The sequence below is a fragment of the Pseudomonas sp. IPO3778 genome (assembly GCF_013386825.1).
In the GTDB taxonomy this organism is placed as follows: domain Bacteria; phylum Pseudomonadota; class Gammaproteobacteria; order Pseudomonadales; family Pseudomonadaceae; genus Aquipseudomonas.
Genome location: NZ_JACARC010000014.1, coordinates 77623 through 96120 on the forward strand (window position 1 = coordinate 77623; position 18498 = coordinate 96120).

Genomic DNA, 18498 nt, shown 5'->3' on the forward strand with positions numbered 1-18498 from the left:
ATTCCATATCAGACTCTCGATGCAACTAGGCGTTTGAGGGGGGAGTTACAGGAAAAAATCCATGCGGAAATAGATCGGCGCTTCGCGTTCGGTCAGTACGCCAGGCCGCTCCAGGGAGTGGGCAAACGTCACACTGGTGCTTAGGTGCTTACCGCGAGCGAACAACTCTATGGAGTCACTCGACACTCGACCGTGCAGGTCACCGTTGTAGCGATCGTTTCGAATGACGCCCTGGTCGTATCCCAGGCTGGTGCCATATTCCGAAAACAGCGGGTGCATCCAGCCCCACGTCACCGGACGCGTCCAGCGCAGGTCGTTGCGCCAGTAGCCGCCACTGTCGCCGGTCAATTGCTCATCTTTAAAACCACGCACCGACGACGAGCCACCCAAGCTCATACGCTGAGGGCTGAACAGCACATCTTCGCTGCGCTGCCCGGTCGCCAGGCTGGTGAAGCTCAACGACTCGCCCCACAGCGTGAACGGCTGCAGATAGCTGACTGTGGCGGTGTACTTGCGATAGTCCGGAGTAGCGGTGAGATTGCCCTGCCCGTCTCGATGCTGGTCGTTGCTCTGCGCCCCGAATGCATCAATGCCGTTTTGCATGCCAAGGTCGATGTTGAGGAACGCAGTGCCGATTCGTCGGCCATGGTTAATGCCCAACTGCAGTTCGCTCAGGCTATTACTGCTGACAGCCAGGCGACTGTCTTCGATGTAGTTGTTGGTGCTTAGATGGGCCACGCCCACATTGAGGGAGGTCTTGCTCACGGCGTCGCGATAAATGACCCGTTCGGCACGCAGTTGGTGATTTTGACTGTCGCCGGTTTGCTTGAAATCAAAACCATTGGCTTGGGCCTGGGAGCGATAATCGCTCTGGTTGTAGGTGTAACTGAAGTTCCACCAGCCCCACGGCAGGTTGTAGTAAAGCATGGTGTTTTCTGAGGTTTTTTGATGATCGCTGATACCGTCATGGCCGCCACGCAAGACCAGCTGATCCGCCAATCCAAGTGGGTTGTCCCACTCAAAGCCAGTATCCCACTGCTGCTCGCCCGTATTTTTCTGGCCGTCGTTGTTGCGTGACAAACTGACGCGCCAAGGCTTTTGCGGGGTGTTCTTGACGACAACCTCACTGCCGCCCACCTGCGTGCCAGGGGCCAATTCCATTTGCGCTTGATTGGAGGGTAAGCGGTTGAGTTGATCGATGGTTTGTTCGATTTCCCGCAAGTTAAGCAACCCGCCCTGTTTGCCCGGAAACGCCATCGCCAACTCGCGGTCCGACAGTTTGCTGTCGGCAGCACCTTTCAAACCTTCGAGTTTCCCCTCAACTACCACGACCAGCAGATGGCCCTTCGAAAGATCCTGTTGCGGCAAGTAAGCCCGGCTGGTCACCAAACCTTTATCGATGTAGTCATCGGTGATGACCTTCAGCAGCTCATTAAGCTGTGAGACACCCAGGCATTGATTCAGATAAGGCTTGAGCAAGCGCTCTCGATCGGCCGCAGACAAGCTGTCGGCCCCCTTGAGCTCGATGCTTTTTATCTCAAAGCAGCGGGTGTCAACCGGCGCCTTGGGCGCGACGGCAGGGCCTTCTGTACCCGGCAAATCCTTGAGATCTTCCAGGCGCTTACGCTGCTCTTCGAGCAGGCGGTCCTGACGGTCACGGATCATGTCCTGATCGCCGGGCGTCGAAAGCGGCGCCGCGAAGGCAGGACTTAACGTACTCAGGCAACCCAGTAATACAAAAGAAAACGACCTCATCCGGAGGTGAAATGACGACATGCTAATTCCATTTGCGCGTTTTTTGCTGGGTTAGCCAAAAAAGGAATGAAAGGAGTACTAGTGGAGTTTTCCTTTTATCAAGTAAGGACATCCGAAAGTTCCCCTGGAGGAACATGATTTTTCCTGCTTTAGATGCCGATAGATCTAGGAAATTTCCGAAATTAACTAGTGAACCTTCCCAAATATTAAAGCCCGGCAAGCCTCGTCAACTACGTCTGTAGTGATCGAACACTACCCTGAACCGGGGTGGTGCCGGTGCGATATAGTAGCTAGAGCAACTTATCAGGAGAGGTGGTGGCGATGGCACCGCCTCCGCATATTTAGAATAGAAGCTTCGTTAAAGGGCTAAAGTTTGGCCACTGCCTAGACACCCGCCCTACTACTAACTCGCATTGACCAACGGGTTTCGAGTTTCTGTTTTTGGTCGAGTAGCGGCCTGTAGTCAAAGGCGGCTATGGGTCGGTTAGCGACGGCCTGACTTCGCCTTCCCAGAGTTCAGCCCAACCGTGAGGCAGATCAGTATGGACGCGAGTGGGCTTTTGGAGGATCGTTCTTGGCTATGTTTAGTAGATCCGTCAGCCAAGAAAGAGAAAAATGGATACTAGGAAACTACGTCACGTTCTTGGGCTGGTAGAGCACCTGACATTCACCCGAGCCAGTATCGAGGTAAACCTGAGTCAGCCGGCCCTGTCTCGGAGCATTCAGTCGATCGAGGCCGAACTTGGCGTTCAATTGTTCGATCGTGGGCCCACTGGAGTTGAGCTAACACCTTACGGCGAGGTGTTTACCGAGCGGGCGCGCAAGGTGCTGGCCGAGCTCAATGAGTTGCGCCGGGACATCGAATTGGTACGACGCGGCGAGTATGGCGAGATTGCCCTGGGTTTCGGGCCGACAGCTGCTGCCTTGCTCAAGACACCAATGCTGGAACACTTTGCCCTGAATGCTCCGCAGGTGCGGCTAACCGTCAAAGGCGGCACCTATGAAGAGTTATTGAGGTTGCTGCTGGAGGAAAAAATCGACATTTTTTTCGGCGATGTCGCGCTGCTGTCCTATCGCCAGGATCTGCAGGTCGATTTGCTACCCAGTTGGCGCAGCGGTTTCTTTTGCGCAGCCAACCATCCACTGGCGCAAAGAAGTTTGGTCACCCCGGCCGAGTTGTTGGATTACCCCTTGGGCTGTATCAAATTGTCAGCATGGGCCATGGCGGACCTGGATGTGTATTTTGAGGGATCTATCGAAACGGCTATTCATTTTCAGACTGATGTGCTCGCAGACCTGGAAGCTTTGGCGCTGGCCGGGAACGCGGTGATCTTTGGCAGCCGTCCGGCTTTTTGGCAGGCATTGGACAGTGGTCAGTTACAGGAAGTCGCTTTGAGTCCGCCACTGCTACGTAGCGCGCGGTTCGGTTCGGTCAGCCTGGCAGGACGCACTTTGGCCCCCTCGGTGAAGGGGGCCAAGACGTTGGCCCATACAGTGTTCGCAAGTTACGCCAAACTGCTGGTCGTTGCGCCCGCATCTGACGGTTGACCAGTCTGGGGTAGGCTGTCTTGTGTGTCGGCCGAGTACTGCATTTCACGCAACAGCGGATCGATACGGCGGTTGGCATACCACGTGTAGAAGCCTGTGACAGCGACACAGAACCAATACAAGCCAATTCCCGCAACAATGCCGGTGGTCAGGCGTGACTCTGTCGACAGCGGCAGGGTCAGCCAATGAGGAACAAAGGCCACCAGTAGGATAAAGCCAAAATAAGTACCGAGGGTTAGTACTGTCAGCCCAAGGATTAACCTGAGGCGAATCTTTTTCAGGCGGGCCAGAGACGTGTCGCTTTTGGGGACAATGAACGGGGTCGACATGGTAGGTACCTCGTTTACAGTTTAGGGTTCAGTGAGCCACGGCGTTGCTGGCGTTGATGCCGGTCAGCGAGCGGTAGTGCTGGGCATCGAACCTGTTGCGCTCGGCGCGGGCCAATGGGCTGCGGTCGGTGACCGAGGCGACCCAGGCAGCTATAAAGGCCAGGCTCATGGAGAACAGCGCGGGATTGGAATAAGGAAAGATCGCCGTATCGTGTCCCAGAACACCTACCCAGATCGTTGGTCCCAGTATCAGTAGGCCTACGGACGAGAAAAGACCGCACAGGCAGGCGGCGATCACTCCTCGGGTGGTCAGGCCGCGCCAGTAGATCGACAGGATCAGCATCGGAAAGTTGGTGCTTGCGGCAATCGCGAACACCAGGCCGGCGAGGAAACTGATGTTCAGATTCTGCACCACTTGCGAGAGCAGTAGGGCAACGACGATCAGCGTCACGCAGGCCCTGCGGAAAACTTTCAGTTCCCGCTTGGGGTCGTTTGCTTTCTGGCGGAACAGATGGGTGTAGATATCGTGGCCGACCGCCGACGCGCCAGAGATAGTCAGGCCGGCGACGACCGCAAGGATAGTGGCAAAGGCTACGGCGGACATCATCCCCAGAAACAGCTCGCCACCGAAGAAGGTACCCAGGTGCATAGCGGCCATGTTGTTTCCGCCGATCAGACCCTGGCTGCCGGCGTCTAGGAATTCTGGATTACCTATGACGAAGATCGCTGCCCCCGCACCGATCACCACCACCAGGGTGTAGAAGTAAGCAATGATGCAGGTGGCGTAGAAGGCAGACTGGCGGGCGGCGGCGCCGTTCTTCACCGTGAAAAAACGGATCAGGATATGCGGCAGGCCCACCATACCGAAGATCAGCGCGACTCCCAAAGAAATAGCATCCACCGGGTTGGCGATCAGTTTGCTGGGAGCTAATACGTCCAGGCCCTTAGGGTAGGCCTGGATCACTCTGTCGAGCAGTTGGTTGCTGCTGAAGCCCACACTTTTTAGCACCATGAAACAGAGGAAACTGCCGATCGCAAGAATCAGGACGGCCTTTGTGATTTGCACCCATGTAGTGGCCAGCATGCCGCCGAAAAGCACATAAAACAGTACCAGAACGCCGACCATGCCCACCGAGAACAGGTAGGGCGTACCAAACAGTAGTTGGATCAGCTTGCCGGCACCGACCATTTGTACCACCAGGTAGAACAGCACAATGACTAGGGAGTTGGCGGCGGTCAGTAGGTGTACCGGGCGCTTTTGCAGACGGAACGAGACCACATCCGACAGAGTGTGATGCCCAAGATTGCGCAAGGGTTCGGCCACCAGAAATAGCAGGATCGGCCAACCGATCAGAGTGCCGACCCCATAGATCAAGCTGTCATAACCGTACAGCGCCTGCATGGCCACGGCGCCGAGGAAGGTCGACGCCGACATATAGTCGCCGGCCAAGGCAAAGCCGTTTTGCAAGGGGGTGATGCCGCCGCCAGCGGTGTAGAAGTCCGCGGTGCTGTGATTGCGACGGCTGGCCCAACGGGTAATGCCGAGGGTCAGAGTGATTATCAGGAAGAACGGTACCAGGGTGTGCCAGTTGGTGGCATAGCTGCTGCCAATGGACGCACTGGCTGGGTTAGAAAGCAGCAGCAACAGCAGTGAAAAAAACACTGGCAGGGTTTTGGGGGTCATGCCGGGCTCCGGTCTTTGTTGTTATTGTTGTTACGTCAGGCGCCAAGGCGCAGACGTACTAATTGCTCGAACATGGCGACACCGATACTCGCCACCTCATCGTTAAAGTCATAGTGTGGGTGGTGGCACATGGGGCCGTCCTGACCCAGCAGGAAATGACAACCGGGGCGCTCTTGGAGAAATACCGCGACGTCATCACCGGCCATGATTGGTGCGACGTTATCGATCAGGTTATGGGCCCCAACCACATTCTTCGCAGCGAGAATCACGTGCTGGGTATGCTCCGGACTATTGACCACCGGTGGGGTGTTGTTGGACAGCGTCATGTCGATTTGGCAGTGATGACTCACTGCGATCCCTTGGCAGATGTCACGCATGCGTTCGATGACCTGTTGGCGAACAGGGATAGAGAGAGTACGCACGGTGCCATTGAGCTGGGCAAATTCAGGGATAACGTTATTGGTCTCTCCGGCCTGGAAGCTACAGACACTGATAACTGCGTTTTCTATCGGGTCGACGTTTCGGCTCACTATGCTTTGCAGGGCTGTGACTAGGCTCGAACCGATAACGATTGGATCGACGCTTAAATGGGGCATGCCACCATGGCTACCTATGCCGGTAATACGGATCGAGAAGAAGTCCACTGAGGCCATCAGAGCGCCGGTGCGCACGCCAATGGTACCTGCCGCGAGGGAAGGGTGATTGTGCAGGGAATAAACTTCGTCGAAAGGGAAACGCCGCAGCAAGTCATCCTCCAGCATGGCTCGACTTCCCTGGATAATCTCCTCGGCAGGTTGGAATATCAGCACCACTTTGCCGCTAAAGTCCCGGTTCTGGGCCAAGAGGCGGGCCGTGCCTAGGAGGATGGCCGTATGACCATCGTGGCCACAGCCGTGGAATATCCCATGATGTTGAGAGCGATAAGAGGGCTGCCCTTCTTCTACGATCGGCAGCGCATCCATGTCGGCGCGAAAGGCAATACTCGGCCCAAAGCCAAGGCTGCCGTGGATCACCCCGATGACACCAGTCTGGCCAATGCCCGTGTGAGTTTCTATATCCCAAGACCGCAGATGCTCGGCGACGAAGTTGGCGGTCTTGTGTTCCTTGAAGGCAATTTCCGGCTGGCTGTGAATCTGTTGGCGCCAGACGCGCATATCGGTGGCCAGAGCTTGGATTTCGGGACTAATAGCCATGTGCATGGATCCTTTGGCGTTGGGGGCGGAGAGTAGAGCTTGCCGACTCTTGCCCGCATCATGCCGGAGTGGAAATCCCGTGGACCAATGCAAACTTAGGACGTAGCTATGTGGTCTTTGCATAGCCGATGCACACTGTCGTTATCGGCGGATCACCTACCTTGTCAAGGCGCGAAGCCCTCTAAGATTCACGCCCCTTCACGCAACATATTCAAGCACTGGGACCGTGTAACAACTGGCGTAACAGATCAAAATGGTCCCGGTAGGTCATTTGCCGGCAGCTACCGCGACGAGTTCACGTCAAAGGAACTGTGCCGGTCTCCCCGATCGGGAATCAGTAACGTGCTGTCGACCGGCCAGGGGAAAGACATCTCAGCCCGCAAAGCATCTCTCATGCGCAATGTCCAAAGCCTGACGGCCAAGCACGTTCACGGTGATGCTGCATGACAACGATGCTCGGGCAGCGATAAACGGTCGATAACTTTTCTTGCCAGCAGTGATGGTCGTCGGTATGGTTTGCATGTCGCTGCAAATTCAGCGACCGACCTTGGCCGGTCGAGCTCATACAGGCGCAACGGCGCCCATCTTCGAATTGCAGGCGCTTTTTTTATGCCTGCAATCCAGAGTTATGGCGGGTTGTGTGGGGACACCTTCGGGTGTGCCGGGGTCCTGTATGCCCGGTCGGCCAACCCTGCACAATCTGCCACCCTTCATCGCTTGGCCGCGACAGGTGGCAGTTCCTCACATACGGGAGCTACACCAATGCCTACCTTAAATCCGTCTGCGATTCGCGCATTCGCTCACCGCCGTATGGCCCTGAGCGCTCTCCGCGCAAACTCATCACTTTCTGTTCGGCTCGCCCGTTACAACGCCCATATGACCATTGCTCGGACCTTGGAGTCTGCCGGAGGTCATCAATGATCCGCTCCTACAAGGAAATCGCCGAGACCGGTGTTGGTGATCTGTACGACGTACAGAACGCATTCGACAACGTGCGAGCAATCTTCACGCTCCTGCTCGACCGCTTCCCCGAAGACAGTGCGGCGTACTCGCTCGCGGAGCTCGGCACCTTCGAGATAAACGATTGGACCTCCAAACTTTTCCAGTGGTGTGAGTGCATGGAAAACGAACTGGATGACGCGAACGCTCAGGCACAAAAGGCAGCGCCATTGACGCACTACCTGCTGGACCAGCGAAGCCATGATGTGGCCGAGGCGATATCTGCCGAGCGCAAACACGCAACCCGCTGGTGGTCGCACCTGCATGAGTTGCGGCGCTTTAACCAACTACCAGAGTGGGTGGCAGCAGACATAGGCACGGATGAGGAGCGCGACCACATGCTTGAGAGCTGGAAAGCCGTCAATCAAGCCCTGTTCGGATCAGACTACTTGGGCAACTTTCAGCCGTACCGCGGGGCCGCCCTATGACTTGGCCACCACACTCACCCCTATTTATCAGACCCACTTTTTGTATTCAGCCGCCGCGTACTGATGCGCAGCGCCGACGCCCTGACCTAAGAGGTTAAGCATGAAAATTCAAAACGACGCATCGGCGTCGACGGGATCGGCTTGCCTGAAGAAAGCCACCGAACTGTTTTACGTCACACATCCGAAGGTGCCCAAGGCGTTGCTTGGACCGTTCTTGAGTGAGGCTGACGCTGAGTGCGGACGCGTAGTTATGCGTAGTCCTGATGCGGTCGTCACGTCCGTTCTGTTCGACTCAATCGACGATTTCACCCGTGGACGTGCGGTGAACAACGGAAATGTCTGCCGGGCCTTTGCTGGCGCTCATGACCGGGAGGTTAACCATGGGTGACGTTATTTCGATCAAGCGCAAAGGCGGCTGCATGCCGCCCACCACACGCGCGCACATCGACAGCTATGTGCTGCTGATAGAGATCCTGATCGGCTTCCTGGACCTGTGCATCTCAGGAGACGAACAAGGTCACGACTGCAACGAACTGGTTCGCTTGGCTCAGCAACTGGATAGGTTGTCCAAGCGGTTTACTCCGCCGAAGGGGGCCGTATGACAGACACAACGATCCTATTCCGTGACGCGCTCCAGGCCGTATATGGCCTTCTCGATTGGCTATTCACCATTGGGCGTTATCGAGTCCGACTCTGTGCTTTGCATCTGTGAAGGGTGGGCAACGGCCGCCAGCCTCCACCAACACGGCTACGTCGTCGCAGCAGCCATGAACGCGGGCAACCTGATCGCCGCGGCGATGGGCCTGCGAGCTCGATACCCAGATCAGCCAATCGTCATCGCCGGTGACGACGACCGGCTCACCGATGGCAATCCGGGGCGCGCAGCAGCAAACGCCGCGGCCGCCGCCGTGGGTGGCCAAGTGGCTTTCCCTGAGTGGCCAGAAGGTACTCCCGATGACCTCACCGACTTCAACGACCTCGCAAACTGGAAACTCACCCATGTCCAAGCCTGACACCAACGTGATCAACCTTCGACCAGACGCCGCGACCATTGCGCCAGATCGTCCCTGCTGGGCGGTGTATGAGCACTGGGTGATCAATGAGAAAGGCCGCAAGCTCCGGCCCGGCGTGTATCGGCACGGCTTCAAACGGATGGCGGGTCAAGATGAGGATGATGCCGAAAATGATATCCGCGACCGCTCAATCACTGATGAGTGGATTTCCAGCCCCGTCACGGTCGTGGCCCGCACCACAAACAGCGACGACGGCAGCGAGGGCAGATTGCTGCGCCTAGTCACAGAGGGAGGCATCAAGGAATGGATCATCGCTATGGAGGTGTTCGGAGGCAGCGGTGAGGAAGCCCGGCGCGCGCTGTTTGGGATGGGCGTCATTATCGCCCTCAAGAAACGCGGCACCTTCATGGAATACCTGCTCGACCAGCACCCTGCAGAACTGTTTGCCACCACCAGCCGGCCGGGCTGGCATGAGTCGGGGGCATTCGTGCTACCTGGACGGACTATCGGCACCGCCAATGTGCGGTACCAGGCCAGCAATAAGGCTCAAGTTCTTTTCAGCCGGCGCGGTGAGCTGGCGTTGTGGCAATCGGAGGTAGCCACCAAGTGCGCGGGCAACCCGGTACTAACTCTGGCGATCGGGTGCGCGCTGGCTGGTCCATTGCTGAGCTTGGTAGGTGTGCTGGGAGGTGGTGTTCACCTGGTGGGCGACAGCTCAAGCGGCAAGTCACTAGCGCAACTGATCGGATCGTCGGTATGGGGCGACCCGGGAGTGTTCGCCGCCAGTTGGGACATGACCAAAGGAGGCTTGGAGATCGAAGCATCAGGCCGCAACGACACCATCCTGCCCTTGGATGAGATCAAGCGCGCCGATCCCAAGCGGGTACAAGAAATGGCCTACTCCCTCGCCAACGGCCAGGGCAAAGGCACCATGACCCGTGAACGTGAAGGTCGTGCAAAGTTGAGTTGGCGCCTGCTGACCCTGTCCAGCGGCGAGCGCTCCCTCTCCGAACATGCGGCCATATCCGGCAATGCCGCCCACGCTGGCGCCGAGTTGCGCATGGTCGACGTGAACGCCGGCACACGCACACACCGGGCCTTCGACGAGTTGCACGGGCTTGAGGGAGCGGACTTCCATCGGCAGCTAACCGTGGCGGTCGGCGCCCACCACGGCCACCTTGGACCAGCCTTTGTCGAGAAGCTGCTCGAGAGCGACGACCGGATCGACCTACTGGAAGACTTCGCCGGGGTACGCGCCAGCTTTGTGGAAGACAACGCCCAGGCCGGCCGGGTGGCTGATCGGTTCGCCGTGATCGCGCTTGCCGGCGAGATGGCCATCGCCTACGGCCTGCTGCCATGGGTGCAGGGGGCCTCCCTAGCTGACTGCCGCTTACTGTACGGCGAATGGCTCAGCAGGGTGGGCAGCGGCAATGCGGAAGACCGGCAGATCCTGGCCGGCATCCTGGACTTTATCGACCGCCACGGTAGCAGCCGCTTTTCAGACGTCGACGATCAAACGCCTGACACCAAGGTGTTCAACCGGGCCGGTTACTGGGAGCTGGTGGGCACCAACCGTCTGTACCTATTCAATAAACCGGCGCTCATCGAGGCGGCGCACGGCTATGGCCTATCTCGCATCATCAAAGCCTTGGAGGGAGCTAACGTCCTCGCACGCCGTGACAATGAGCGCAAAACCAAAAATTACCGACTCCCTGGTGGTGGTCAGGCGCGTCTCTACGTAATCGACCCAGACATCATGGATCGTGAGGGCGGTGGCGCATGAACGTCAAAGACCAGCAATCCAGATTGCCCAAGTCCACAGGAACCTAAAATCACTGGCAACAGTGGCAACAGTGGCAACAGTGGCAACACCGGCAACGGCCATGCCGGGCGTGGCTTACAGCCGTTGCCACCCTATAAAAAAGTGGCAACAACTGGCAACGCACACCTCATTTTCAACATAAGAGACCCGCTCTCCCCTTTCATTTCGTTATCACTGTTGCCGGTAAAAAACCGGTGGCAACAGTTTGGCAGCATCGGCAACGCCTGGAAGCCACGGTTTACGGGGCTGTTGCCACTGTTGCCGCTGTTACCGGTGTTTTTGAAATCAGAGAAACATTTGATCAGCAGTGATCAAGTCGAGGTGAAAATATGAGCCTCCTTTCCGGCCTGCTCGATCACATACCGCCCGCCATCCCCAGTAGCTCGGTTTCGCGTCAGTGCCGGCAGCTATGCTCCATACTTGACTCTCAACCGAAGGCACCGCTTCAGGCGCAAAGGGGATCGTTGAACTGGCTGCAGAAACCCAAAAAGCGGCTCAAGCTGCTGCAAAAATGCGCATTTCGCTGCATTTTTACAGCGATCGTTCATTCGTGAGTGCTTAAGCTGCAATGTTTACTGGCATCTTTGTTGGCATGCGATATGCCACTGGCCTAACAGCCTGCGTCTTTTCGACCAGAAACCAATAAGCCAAGTCGAGCCGATCAACCGATGGATACCCTGAATTTACTGGTTAATAAAGTCCAGCCTCTTTCAGGCACGGTGAGTGCCGGAGGGCAACTCGTCAGCCTGTCCGCAAGCCTGAGCGATCAATTGGGTTATGCGCCAGAGGAGCTACTGAATCAGCCGATCGAACGTATCTACAGTGTCGAATCAATACGTGCCTTGCAGTTGCTATTCGCTGATCCACCCGCCGACCAGATAGTTCATAGTTTGGAACTGACCCTGATTCGCCACAACGGCGGTCTGCTGCAAGTGGTCGCCTGCGGGCTGCTTGAGTGGCGCTCGGTTCACCCCCCGCGCCTGCATCTGCTGAAAATTCCGCTCGGGCCGCTTGGCCATCGGTTACGGGAAATGCACAACGCCAATGAAGTGATGAGTCAGATGCTGCAAAGCGCGAAGGCTGCCTACTGGTGTATCGAGTTCACCGAGGCGGTGAATATCAACACATCGCAGGATGAAATTGTCCGCCAGGTATTCGAAAACGACTCCCACTGGAGGATGTGCAATCGGGCCATGGCCGGTGTCTATGAGATGCCGGCGGATGTCGACTTCAACCAGCAACCGGTTCGTCTTTATTGGCCGCGCAGCCCCGCCAACGAGGAATTCGTGCGGCGCTTGATCGAAGCCGGTTTCAGCGTCGACTGCGCGCTCTCGGTGGACCGTCGTCACGATGGCTCACCGGCCTACGTCGAGAACGATGTCCGGGCGACCATCGTCAACGGATATCTGCTGCGGATGTGGGGCAGCATTCGCGACGTCAGCCAGGAATTACGCGTGCAGCACGACGCAGAACAACGTATCGATGCCTTGCGCAGGGTCTTCGATGCGGTGCCGGATGCGGTGCTGGTGATCGATGAACACCTGCAACCACAATGGCGCAATGCAGCCTTCGAAGAGACTTTTGGCATTACTCAGGGCGCCAGCATTGTCCGCCTGTTGCTGGATAATCCCCTGCCCGAGCGCACCTGGCATACCCTCCAACTGCCTGTTTTAAGTGGGCGCGACTTGAACTTCAATGTGCATTGTTCGCGCATCCTGATTCGTGAAAGCGTGGCCTGGCGGGTTGCAGTGTTTCGCGAAAGCCAGGGTGCGCGCCGTGCGCAAGAGTTGCACCCATGAAAGACAAGAACCTGCCACCCACGCTGCAGATGGGCATGCGCTCTTCAATAAACGTCAGTAGCGAGGTTCTTCGCGCATTGCTGGAAACACCAGCTTTGCACGCCCTGCTCGACAGCTTCAGCGAAGCGCTGATCGTAACGGACGATGAGGGTCGGGTGCGTTTTCTGAATCTGGCGGCCGAGCGCATTAATCAACTGTCCAAACAGCAAGCCGTTGGGCTGTCCGACACTGAGTTTTACCAGCGCTCGGCATTGAATTACGACGATTTGATCGCGGCACTGAGTCGAGGTGGCAATAGCGCCTTGACCCGTTCCCGGGAAGGTCGGGTTCTACTCAGCATTACCCACGCCGTACCCACTGGTGCCTACGAAAAGCCGTTCAGAATACTGACTCAGAAAGACTTCACCGCCAGCCAGTCGCAACGTCGAGAGCCCCAAGGGAATCGGCCCGTGGCACCGCAAGGTCTGCGTGACCCCCAGGACAGTGCCCTGCATTTGTCACCTCAGCTATCGAGCATCGCAGACACCGGCGTACGCGCCTTCCGACGTCGGGCACGCCTGTTACTGCTCGGTGAGCCCGGTGTCGGCAAGACCGCTATCGCGCGCCATATTCACCGTGCCGCCGGCTGGGGAGATCGTCCGTTTATTCACGTTAACTGCGGTAGCATTCCGGAAAGCTTATTCGAGTCAGAGATGTTCGGCTATGAGCGTGGCGCCTTCACCGGCGCACTGCAGGGCGGCAAACAAGGCTATATCGAGGCCGCTTCAGGCGGGACCTTGTTCCTTGATGAAATCGGCGAAATTCCTCTGCATGTCCAAGCCAAGCTGCTGAAGTTTCTTGAAGACAGTACGATTCAGTCGGTCGGCTCGCCCCTGAGTAAAACGGTGCAGGTACAAGTCATTGCAGCCACTAACAAGGACCTGCGCCACCTGGTGAGCATGGGTGAGTTTCGCGCCGATCTGTACTACCGACTGGCCGTCTTGCCGGTAGAAATCCCACCCTTGCGCCAGCACCGGGATGACTTGCCATTTCTAATCGACATTTTGTTGAGCCGCATCAATGGGGATCGAGAGCCTTCACTGAGCCTGTCTGCCGGTTGCCGGCAACGACTGATGAGTTATGACTTTCCGGGCAATATCCGCGAACTGGTGAACATCTTCGAACGGCTGGCGGTCCTCGCCGACGATGAAGCGCAAGAGCATCATTTGCCTTGCGAATTGCTTGAGCCGGTGCGCTCGCGGGAAGATTTGAACCCCTCAACTGCGGGTGAAGCACCAGAGGACAGCACAGAGAGGAACCTCAAACTTCAAGTCCAGCATTTCGAACGCCAGGTCATTCTCAAAGCAGTACACCTATGCGGCAGCAAGCGCAAAGCGGCGCAGCATCTGGGAATTGATATCGGCACGCTGATCCGCAAGCTCCAACGCGACTGACGCTCCCGCCACAAGGACGTGCTTTCTTCTTTTTGCATAAAGCGCTGCAAAAATGATTACACCATGACCATTTTTGCAAACACCGCCTTCAGAATATTTTTATAAAACTAATAAAATTCAACAGGTTAAATACCTGGCACGACCTGTGCTCCTGCTACCTGCAACCCACCGTCGCTGGGCCTTGCATCAAAGCCGGCCTTCATTGGCTGAGCAGACAGTCAGGAGAAAAAATAAAAATGTTGATCACCGGGATCAAAAGCCGACCGGTTTACGATCGGCTACAACCGCTGCCAGGGGGTACCCGGCACATCATTGCAGGGCAAGGCAGCGGCGGTCGCGCCATGTTGCGATTGTTGGGTGATATGGCCGGACTGGACCGACCGATCACCTTGTTGTACTCCCAGGAATCTTTTTCCGGCCAGGACTTCCTCGCGCAATTACAGCAACACTCAAACCATCCGCTATCTGCGCATGCAACCAACCTGGCGCTGATTGCGCAACTCAAGAGCCTGCTCGATGAATCCCGCATGGGCACCCGCGTGTACCTCGCGGGCTCGGAAAGTTTTCTTGGCAGCGCCATGCAAGTAATCACGCACTTTGACCTCAACCGCGACGAAGTGCTTCGCGAGCACTCTGGCACGTTGGTCCGCCGAGTCTGGTGCGTGCATTGCGACACCTATACCGAAAACGTCACCCAACGCGTTTACGACTGCCCAGGTTGCAGCCTGACGCTGGTGGTGCGCGATCACTACTCTCGGCGACTGGCGGCCTTTCAGGCGGTTAAGGCCGACGCTGAAGTCCCGGGTGAACTGCCGCAAGCCGAGGAACTCGATACATGAGCCATGACAATGGGACGTTGAATCTGCGCGTAGCCCGGATTGAAGTAGTCACTCCAGAAATCAAGCGATTTACCCTGGTGTCACCAACGGGGGCGCATCTACCAGCATTTTCCGGCGGCAGCCATGTCGTGGTATTGATCGCTAGCGCCCACAACACACTGCGAAATCCATACTCATTACTGAGTTCACCTTACGACACCAGCAGCTATCAGATTGCGGTACGCAGGGTGGACAGTGGGCGTGGCGGCTCGACTTCATTGCATGACACCGTGACTGAAGGCGATCTGATTCAGGTGACGCCACCGGTCAATCTGTTTGCGCTGATCAAACAAGCACGTCTTCACTTGTTTATCGCAGGAGGGGTCGGAATCACTCCAGTGATCTCCCAACTCGAAGAACTGCAACTGAGCAAGGTGCCCTTTGAGCTGCATTATGCGGTTCGCGGCGAGGAGCACGCGCAACTCGGCAAGGAATTGCAGGCCACCTACGGCGAGCAGGTTCATCTTTACCGCAAAGGCATAGAACCCCGCATGGACATAGGCCAAGTACTCGCCGACCGTCCTCTGGGTAGCCACGTCTATGTGTGCGGCCCGGACAGCATGATCGACGCCAGCTTGCGGTGCGCGCGAGACCTTGGCTGGACCGACAGCCATGTGCACTTCGAGCGCTTCCTCGAACAAAGCAACGGCGGTGAAGCATTCAGTTTCACCCTCGGGCGCAGCGGCACAACCATTGAGGTTTCGCCTGACCAAACCATGCTTGAAGCAGTAGAAGCCGCTGGCCACACCCTGCCTTACCTGTGTCGTGGCGGCGCCTGTGGCCATTGCGAAACCAACGTTCTCGAACTCGACGGCGAGCTGCTGCACAGCGACGACTGGCTGTCCGACGAAGACAAAACCAGCGGAAAGAAAATCATGCCGTGCGTATCTCGCGCGAAGTGTAATCGCCTGGTCATCGACCTTTAATCGACGGAGACAAAACAAATGAATATCAAATTCAATCCCGACGAAACCTATCGTGACGACTACACCTTTGCCAATAGCCCGGAAACTATCGCACGCGCGCCCTTCCCTTTCCCGGACGACAACTACATGTACTCGATGAACCTCGAGCCTCATGTGTCGGTAGGCGATGATGCGTTTCGAGCGGCCTTCGATATCGATGAGCACTACATCAGCGAATGCAGAGACCGTGCTATCACCCTGGAGAAAGATCCGGGCATGCACTATGTCTCGGCACCGCACATGATGGAGGCGCAATGGGACCTGCTCGAACTGATCATGGAATCCTACGCCCGCGACTACCCGCAATATTTCAACCTTGAGCGCGAAGGTCGGCAGTGGCATTGGACCAACTGTTTGCTGGGCATAGACGATCACTTCACGTTCGGCGATCCGACGACGCTGCCCTTTGAGCCCATGGAGTATGTGACCCGCCAGGCCCAAGGCGACTGGGTGCTGCAAGAAGAGCGCGACAGCATGCTGTATTGGGGAGCAGGAATCGCTACCCAACGCGCCGACTACTCCCTGCGCTTCAACCTGGGCATGAGTTGGGATGAGTTCCATGGCCCAGTGCCCCTGGTTAAAGAGATCGGCATGCTCGATCGCGCGCTGAAATTTCTGCTGCGTCTGCGTACCGGGCACCCGGTGCGGCGCCTGAACTGGTCACTGACCGTCAACCCCCGCCTCGAAGTGTCTGCCGAAAGCCTGCCGGAATGGGCGCCGGATCGCACTATCGTGACCCCGCAAAACGCCGGCAAACTGGTTTACCTGCGTATCGAACTGCAACCTTTGCATCGCCTGCCGCGCAGTAACGCCATTGTCTTTCCGATTCGTACCTATCTGCTCAGTCTCGAAGACATTGCTACGAACCCGGCTTGGGCACGACGGATGCATCGAGTTTTGCGTGATCTGAATCAGCAATTAGTCGACTACAAGGGCTTCAGCCGTTATCGCGATGCCGCCGTTGAATGGCTTTCGCAGTACGACGATGGCCGCAACAACGAGCCTGCAAAGCAGGCTTGAACCCGGCATAGAACAATAAAAGACTGATCACGAGTATCGGCGGCTCCAACCGCCAACACTGCAATCAACTGCCATTGATAATGAGGAAATAAAATGAGTGGCTTATCGACCTCGCGTGCAAGTGCCAACGCCGATCAGGATGCGGAACAACTCCGCGCCCTCGGCTACAGTTCGGACTTCAATCGCAGCATGAGCCTATGGGAAAACTTCTCCCTAGGCTTCACCTACCTGTCGCCGGTGGTCGGCGTCTATACCTTGTTCGGTTTATGCCTGGCCGCAGGCGGCCCTCCAATGTTTTGGTCTTATCTGTTGATCGGTGCCGGGCAGTTGTTGGTGTGCCTGATCTTCGGTGAAATCGTTTCACAGTTCCCAATTTCCGGAGGCGTCTATCCTTGGGCACGTCGTCTGGTAGGCAAGCGCTGGGCGTGGATGGTTGGTTGGGTGTACGCATGGGCCTTGTGCGCGACCATCGCCGGAGTCTCGGTAGGTGCTGGGCCATATCTCGCAATCCTGATGGGCTTCCATCCCGGCCCGCAAGCCAATACCTACATTGCGCTGGCGATCATCCTGCTCTCCACCGGTCTGAATCTGGTGGGTACGAAACTGCTGGCACGTGTAGCAATGTTTGGCTTTGTCTGTGAGCTGGTTGGCGCAATTCTAGTTGGCGGTTACCTGTTGATTTTCGAGCGCCATCAACCATTCAGCGTGCTGTTCGACACCTTCAACATCCAAGTTAATGGCTCGTACTTGCCCGCATTCCTCGCCGCCTCCCTGGCAGGGCTGTTCCAGTATTACGGCTTCGAGGCCTGCGGCGATGTTGCCGAAGAAACGCCAAACCCTGGCAAACGCATTCCCAAAGCCATGCGCATGACCATTTACATTGGCGGCGCAGCAGCGATGTTTGCCTGCCTGGCATTGATCCTGTCAGTACCGGACATGTCAAAGGTCCTGGCTGGTGAAGACACTGACCCGGTCGCCACTATCCTTGCCAACGCCTTCGGCCCGCTCGGTTCTCGCTTGGTGATGGCAGTCGTAATGGTGTCTTTCATCTCCTGCGTCCTGAGCCTGCAAGCCGCAGCCAGCCGTTTATTGTTTGCCTACGCCAGAGACGAAATGATCGTTGGCAGTTCACTGCTCAAGCGTCTGTCGTCCAATCACGTGCCATCGTTTGCACTGCTGATCAGTGGTCTGGTGCCGGCGGCGATTGTCTGCCTGGGAATGTTCATGGCGGATGCTGTCGCGACCATCGTTGGCTTTGCCGCGATTGGTATCTATGTCGCGTTTCAGTTGATCGTCATTGCGGCCTTGATTGCCCGCGCCAAAGGTTGGCGTCCAAACGGTCAGTTCACGCTCGGGGCCTGGGGCCTATGGGTCAACCTGGCAGCGCTGGTCTACGGCCTGTGCGCCATCGTCAACATGGTCTGGCCGCGCTCACCGGATGCGCCGTGGTACGTCAACTACGCGATGATCCTGACCACACTTATTGTGATGGGCGCCGGCTTCATTTACATGCTTCTGGGCAAACCCTACGACAAAGGAACGGCACCGGCGGGTGATGCCTGGAAATTTTCAAAACCGCTTGCCAGCGCGGCTGATCAATCAACGGTGTCCGTGCAACAACGCTGATCGAGT

General features: G+C 56.9%; 15 protein-coding genes and 1 pseudogene. 12 read left to right on the forward strand and 4 right to left on the reverse strand.

The genetic code is table 11. The annotated features are described in order from the left end of the window. Positions 1-45: 45 nt before the first annotated feature. Entirely contained in the window at positions 46-1776 is a 1731-nt protein-coding gene (locus HX855_RS05260; RefSeq protein WP_177087351.1) for a ShlB/FhaC/HecB family hemolysin secretion/activation protein, read from the reverse strand. A gap of 594 nt (positions 1777-2370) precedes the next feature. Here HX855_RS05260 and HX855_RS05265 point away from each other — a divergent pair. Then, on the forward strand, positions 2371-3303 hold the full coding sequence (locus HX855_RS05265; protein ID WP_177087349.1) for a LysR family transcriptional regulator: 933 nt from the start codon (positions 2371-2373) through the stop codon (positions 3301-3303). On the opposite strand, the gene HX855_RS05270 is transcribed toward HX855_RS05265, so the two are convergent. Genes HX855_RS05270 through HX855_RS05280 form a run of 3 tightly spaced genes read right to left on the reverse strand, consistent with a single transcriptional unit; the run spans position 3261 to position 6509 of the window. After that, entirely contained in the window at positions 3261-3632 is a 372-nt protein-coding gene (locus HX855_RS05270; RefSeq protein WP_177087347.1) for a DUF485 domain-containing protein, read from the reverse strand. The two genes, HX855_RS05265 and HX855_RS05270, sit on opposite strands and share 43 nt — an antisense overlap. 28 nt (positions 3633-3660) lie before the next feature. Continuing rightward, positions 3661-5316, reverse strand: a complete 1656-nt coding sequence (locus HX855_RS05275) for a cation/acetate symporter ActP (RefSeq protein WP_177087345.1) — start codon at positions 5314-5316, stop codon at positions 3661-3663. A gap of 35 nt (positions 5317-5351) precedes the next feature. Continuing rightward, complete coding sequence (locus HX855_RS05280) at positions 5352-6509, reverse strand: M20 aminoacylase family protein (RefSeq protein WP_177087343.1); 1158 nt, start codon at positions 6507-6509, stop codon at positions 5352-5354. A 917-nt stretch (positions 6510-7426) separates the two neighbouring features. Here HX855_RS05280 and HX855_RS05285 point away from each other — a divergent pair. The 11 genes and pseudogenes from HX855_RS05285 (at position 7427) to HX855_RS05335 (ending at position 18492) form a co-directional block, all read left to right on the forward strand. Continuing rightward, positions 7427-7936: a hypothetical protein gene (locus tag HX855_RS05285; RefSeq protein WP_177087341.1), complete on the forward strand. Its 510-nt coding sequence runs from the start codon at positions 7427-7429 to the stop codon at positions 7934-7936. Positions 7937-8036: 100 nt separating this feature from the next. Next, a complete protein-coding gene (locus HX855_RS05290; protein ID WP_177087339.1) occupies positions 8037-8324 on the forward strand; it encodes a hypothetical protein in 288 nt (95 codons plus the stop codon). Next, positions 8317-8538, forward strand: coding sequence for a hypothetical protein (locus HX855_RS05295; protein ID WP_177087337.1), 222 nt, complete (start codon positions 8317-8319; stop codon positions 8536-8538). Before HX855_RS05290 ends, HX855_RS05295 begins: the two co-directional genes overlap by 8 nt. Before the next feature lie 60 nt (positions 8539-8598). After that, positions 8599-8949 (forward strand): annotated as a pseudogene (locus tag HX855_RS05300) (toprim domain-containing protein); the annotation flags it as partial. Then, positions 8936-10732: a DUF927 domain-containing protein gene (locus HX855_RS05305; RefSeq protein ID WP_177087335.1), complete on the forward strand. Its 1797-nt coding sequence runs from the start codon at positions 8936-8938 to the stop codon at positions 10730-10732. The pseudogene HX855_RS05300 and the gene HX855_RS05305, both read left to right, overlap by 14 nt. A 707-nt stretch (positions 10733-11439) precedes the next feature. Next, positions 11440-12570: a PAS domain-containing protein gene (locus tag HX855_RS05310; protein ID WP_177087333.1), complete on the forward strand. Its 1131-nt coding sequence runs from the start codon at positions 11440-11442 to the stop codon at positions 12568-12570. Continuing rightward, the gene (locus tag HX855_RS05315; protein WP_177087331.1) at positions 12567-14003 is read left to right on the forward strand and encodes a sigma-54-dependent Fis family transcriptional regulator; all 1437 of its coding nucleotides are present in this window, start codon (positions 12567-12569) and stop codon (positions 14001-14003) included. The genes HX855_RS05310 and HX855_RS05315 overlap by 4 nt, the downstream gene beginning before the upstream one ends. 236 nt (positions 14004-14239) lie before the next feature. After that, positions 14240-14842 carry a dimethylamine monooxygenase subunit DmmA family protein gene (locus HX855_RS05320; RefSeq protein ID WP_177087328.1) on the forward strand — a complete coding sequence of 201 codons (603 nt, stop codon included), beginning with the start codon at positions 14240-14242 and terminating at the stop codon, positions 14840-14842. Next, the gene (locus HX855_RS05325) at positions 14839-15807 is read left to right on the forward strand and encodes a PDR/VanB family oxidoreductase (protein WP_177087326.1); all 969 of its coding nucleotides are present in this window, start codon (positions 14839-14841) and stop codon (positions 15805-15807) included. The genes HX855_RS05320 and HX855_RS05325 overlap by 4 nt, the downstream gene beginning before the upstream one ends. 18 nt (positions 15808-15825) lie before the next feature. After that, positions 15826-16866 (forward strand): DUF3445 domain-containing protein, encoded by a 1041-nt coding sequence (locus HX855_RS05330; protein ID WP_177087324.1) that lies wholly within the window; start codon positions 15826-15828, stop codon positions 16864-16866. A 93-nt stretch (positions 16867-16959) separates the two neighbouring features. After that, positions 16960-18492, forward strand: coding sequence for an APC family permease (locus HX855_RS05335; protein ID WP_177087322.1), 1533 nt, complete (start codon positions 16960-16962; stop codon positions 18490-18492). The last annotated feature ends 6 nt before the right edge of the window (positions 18493-18498 follow it).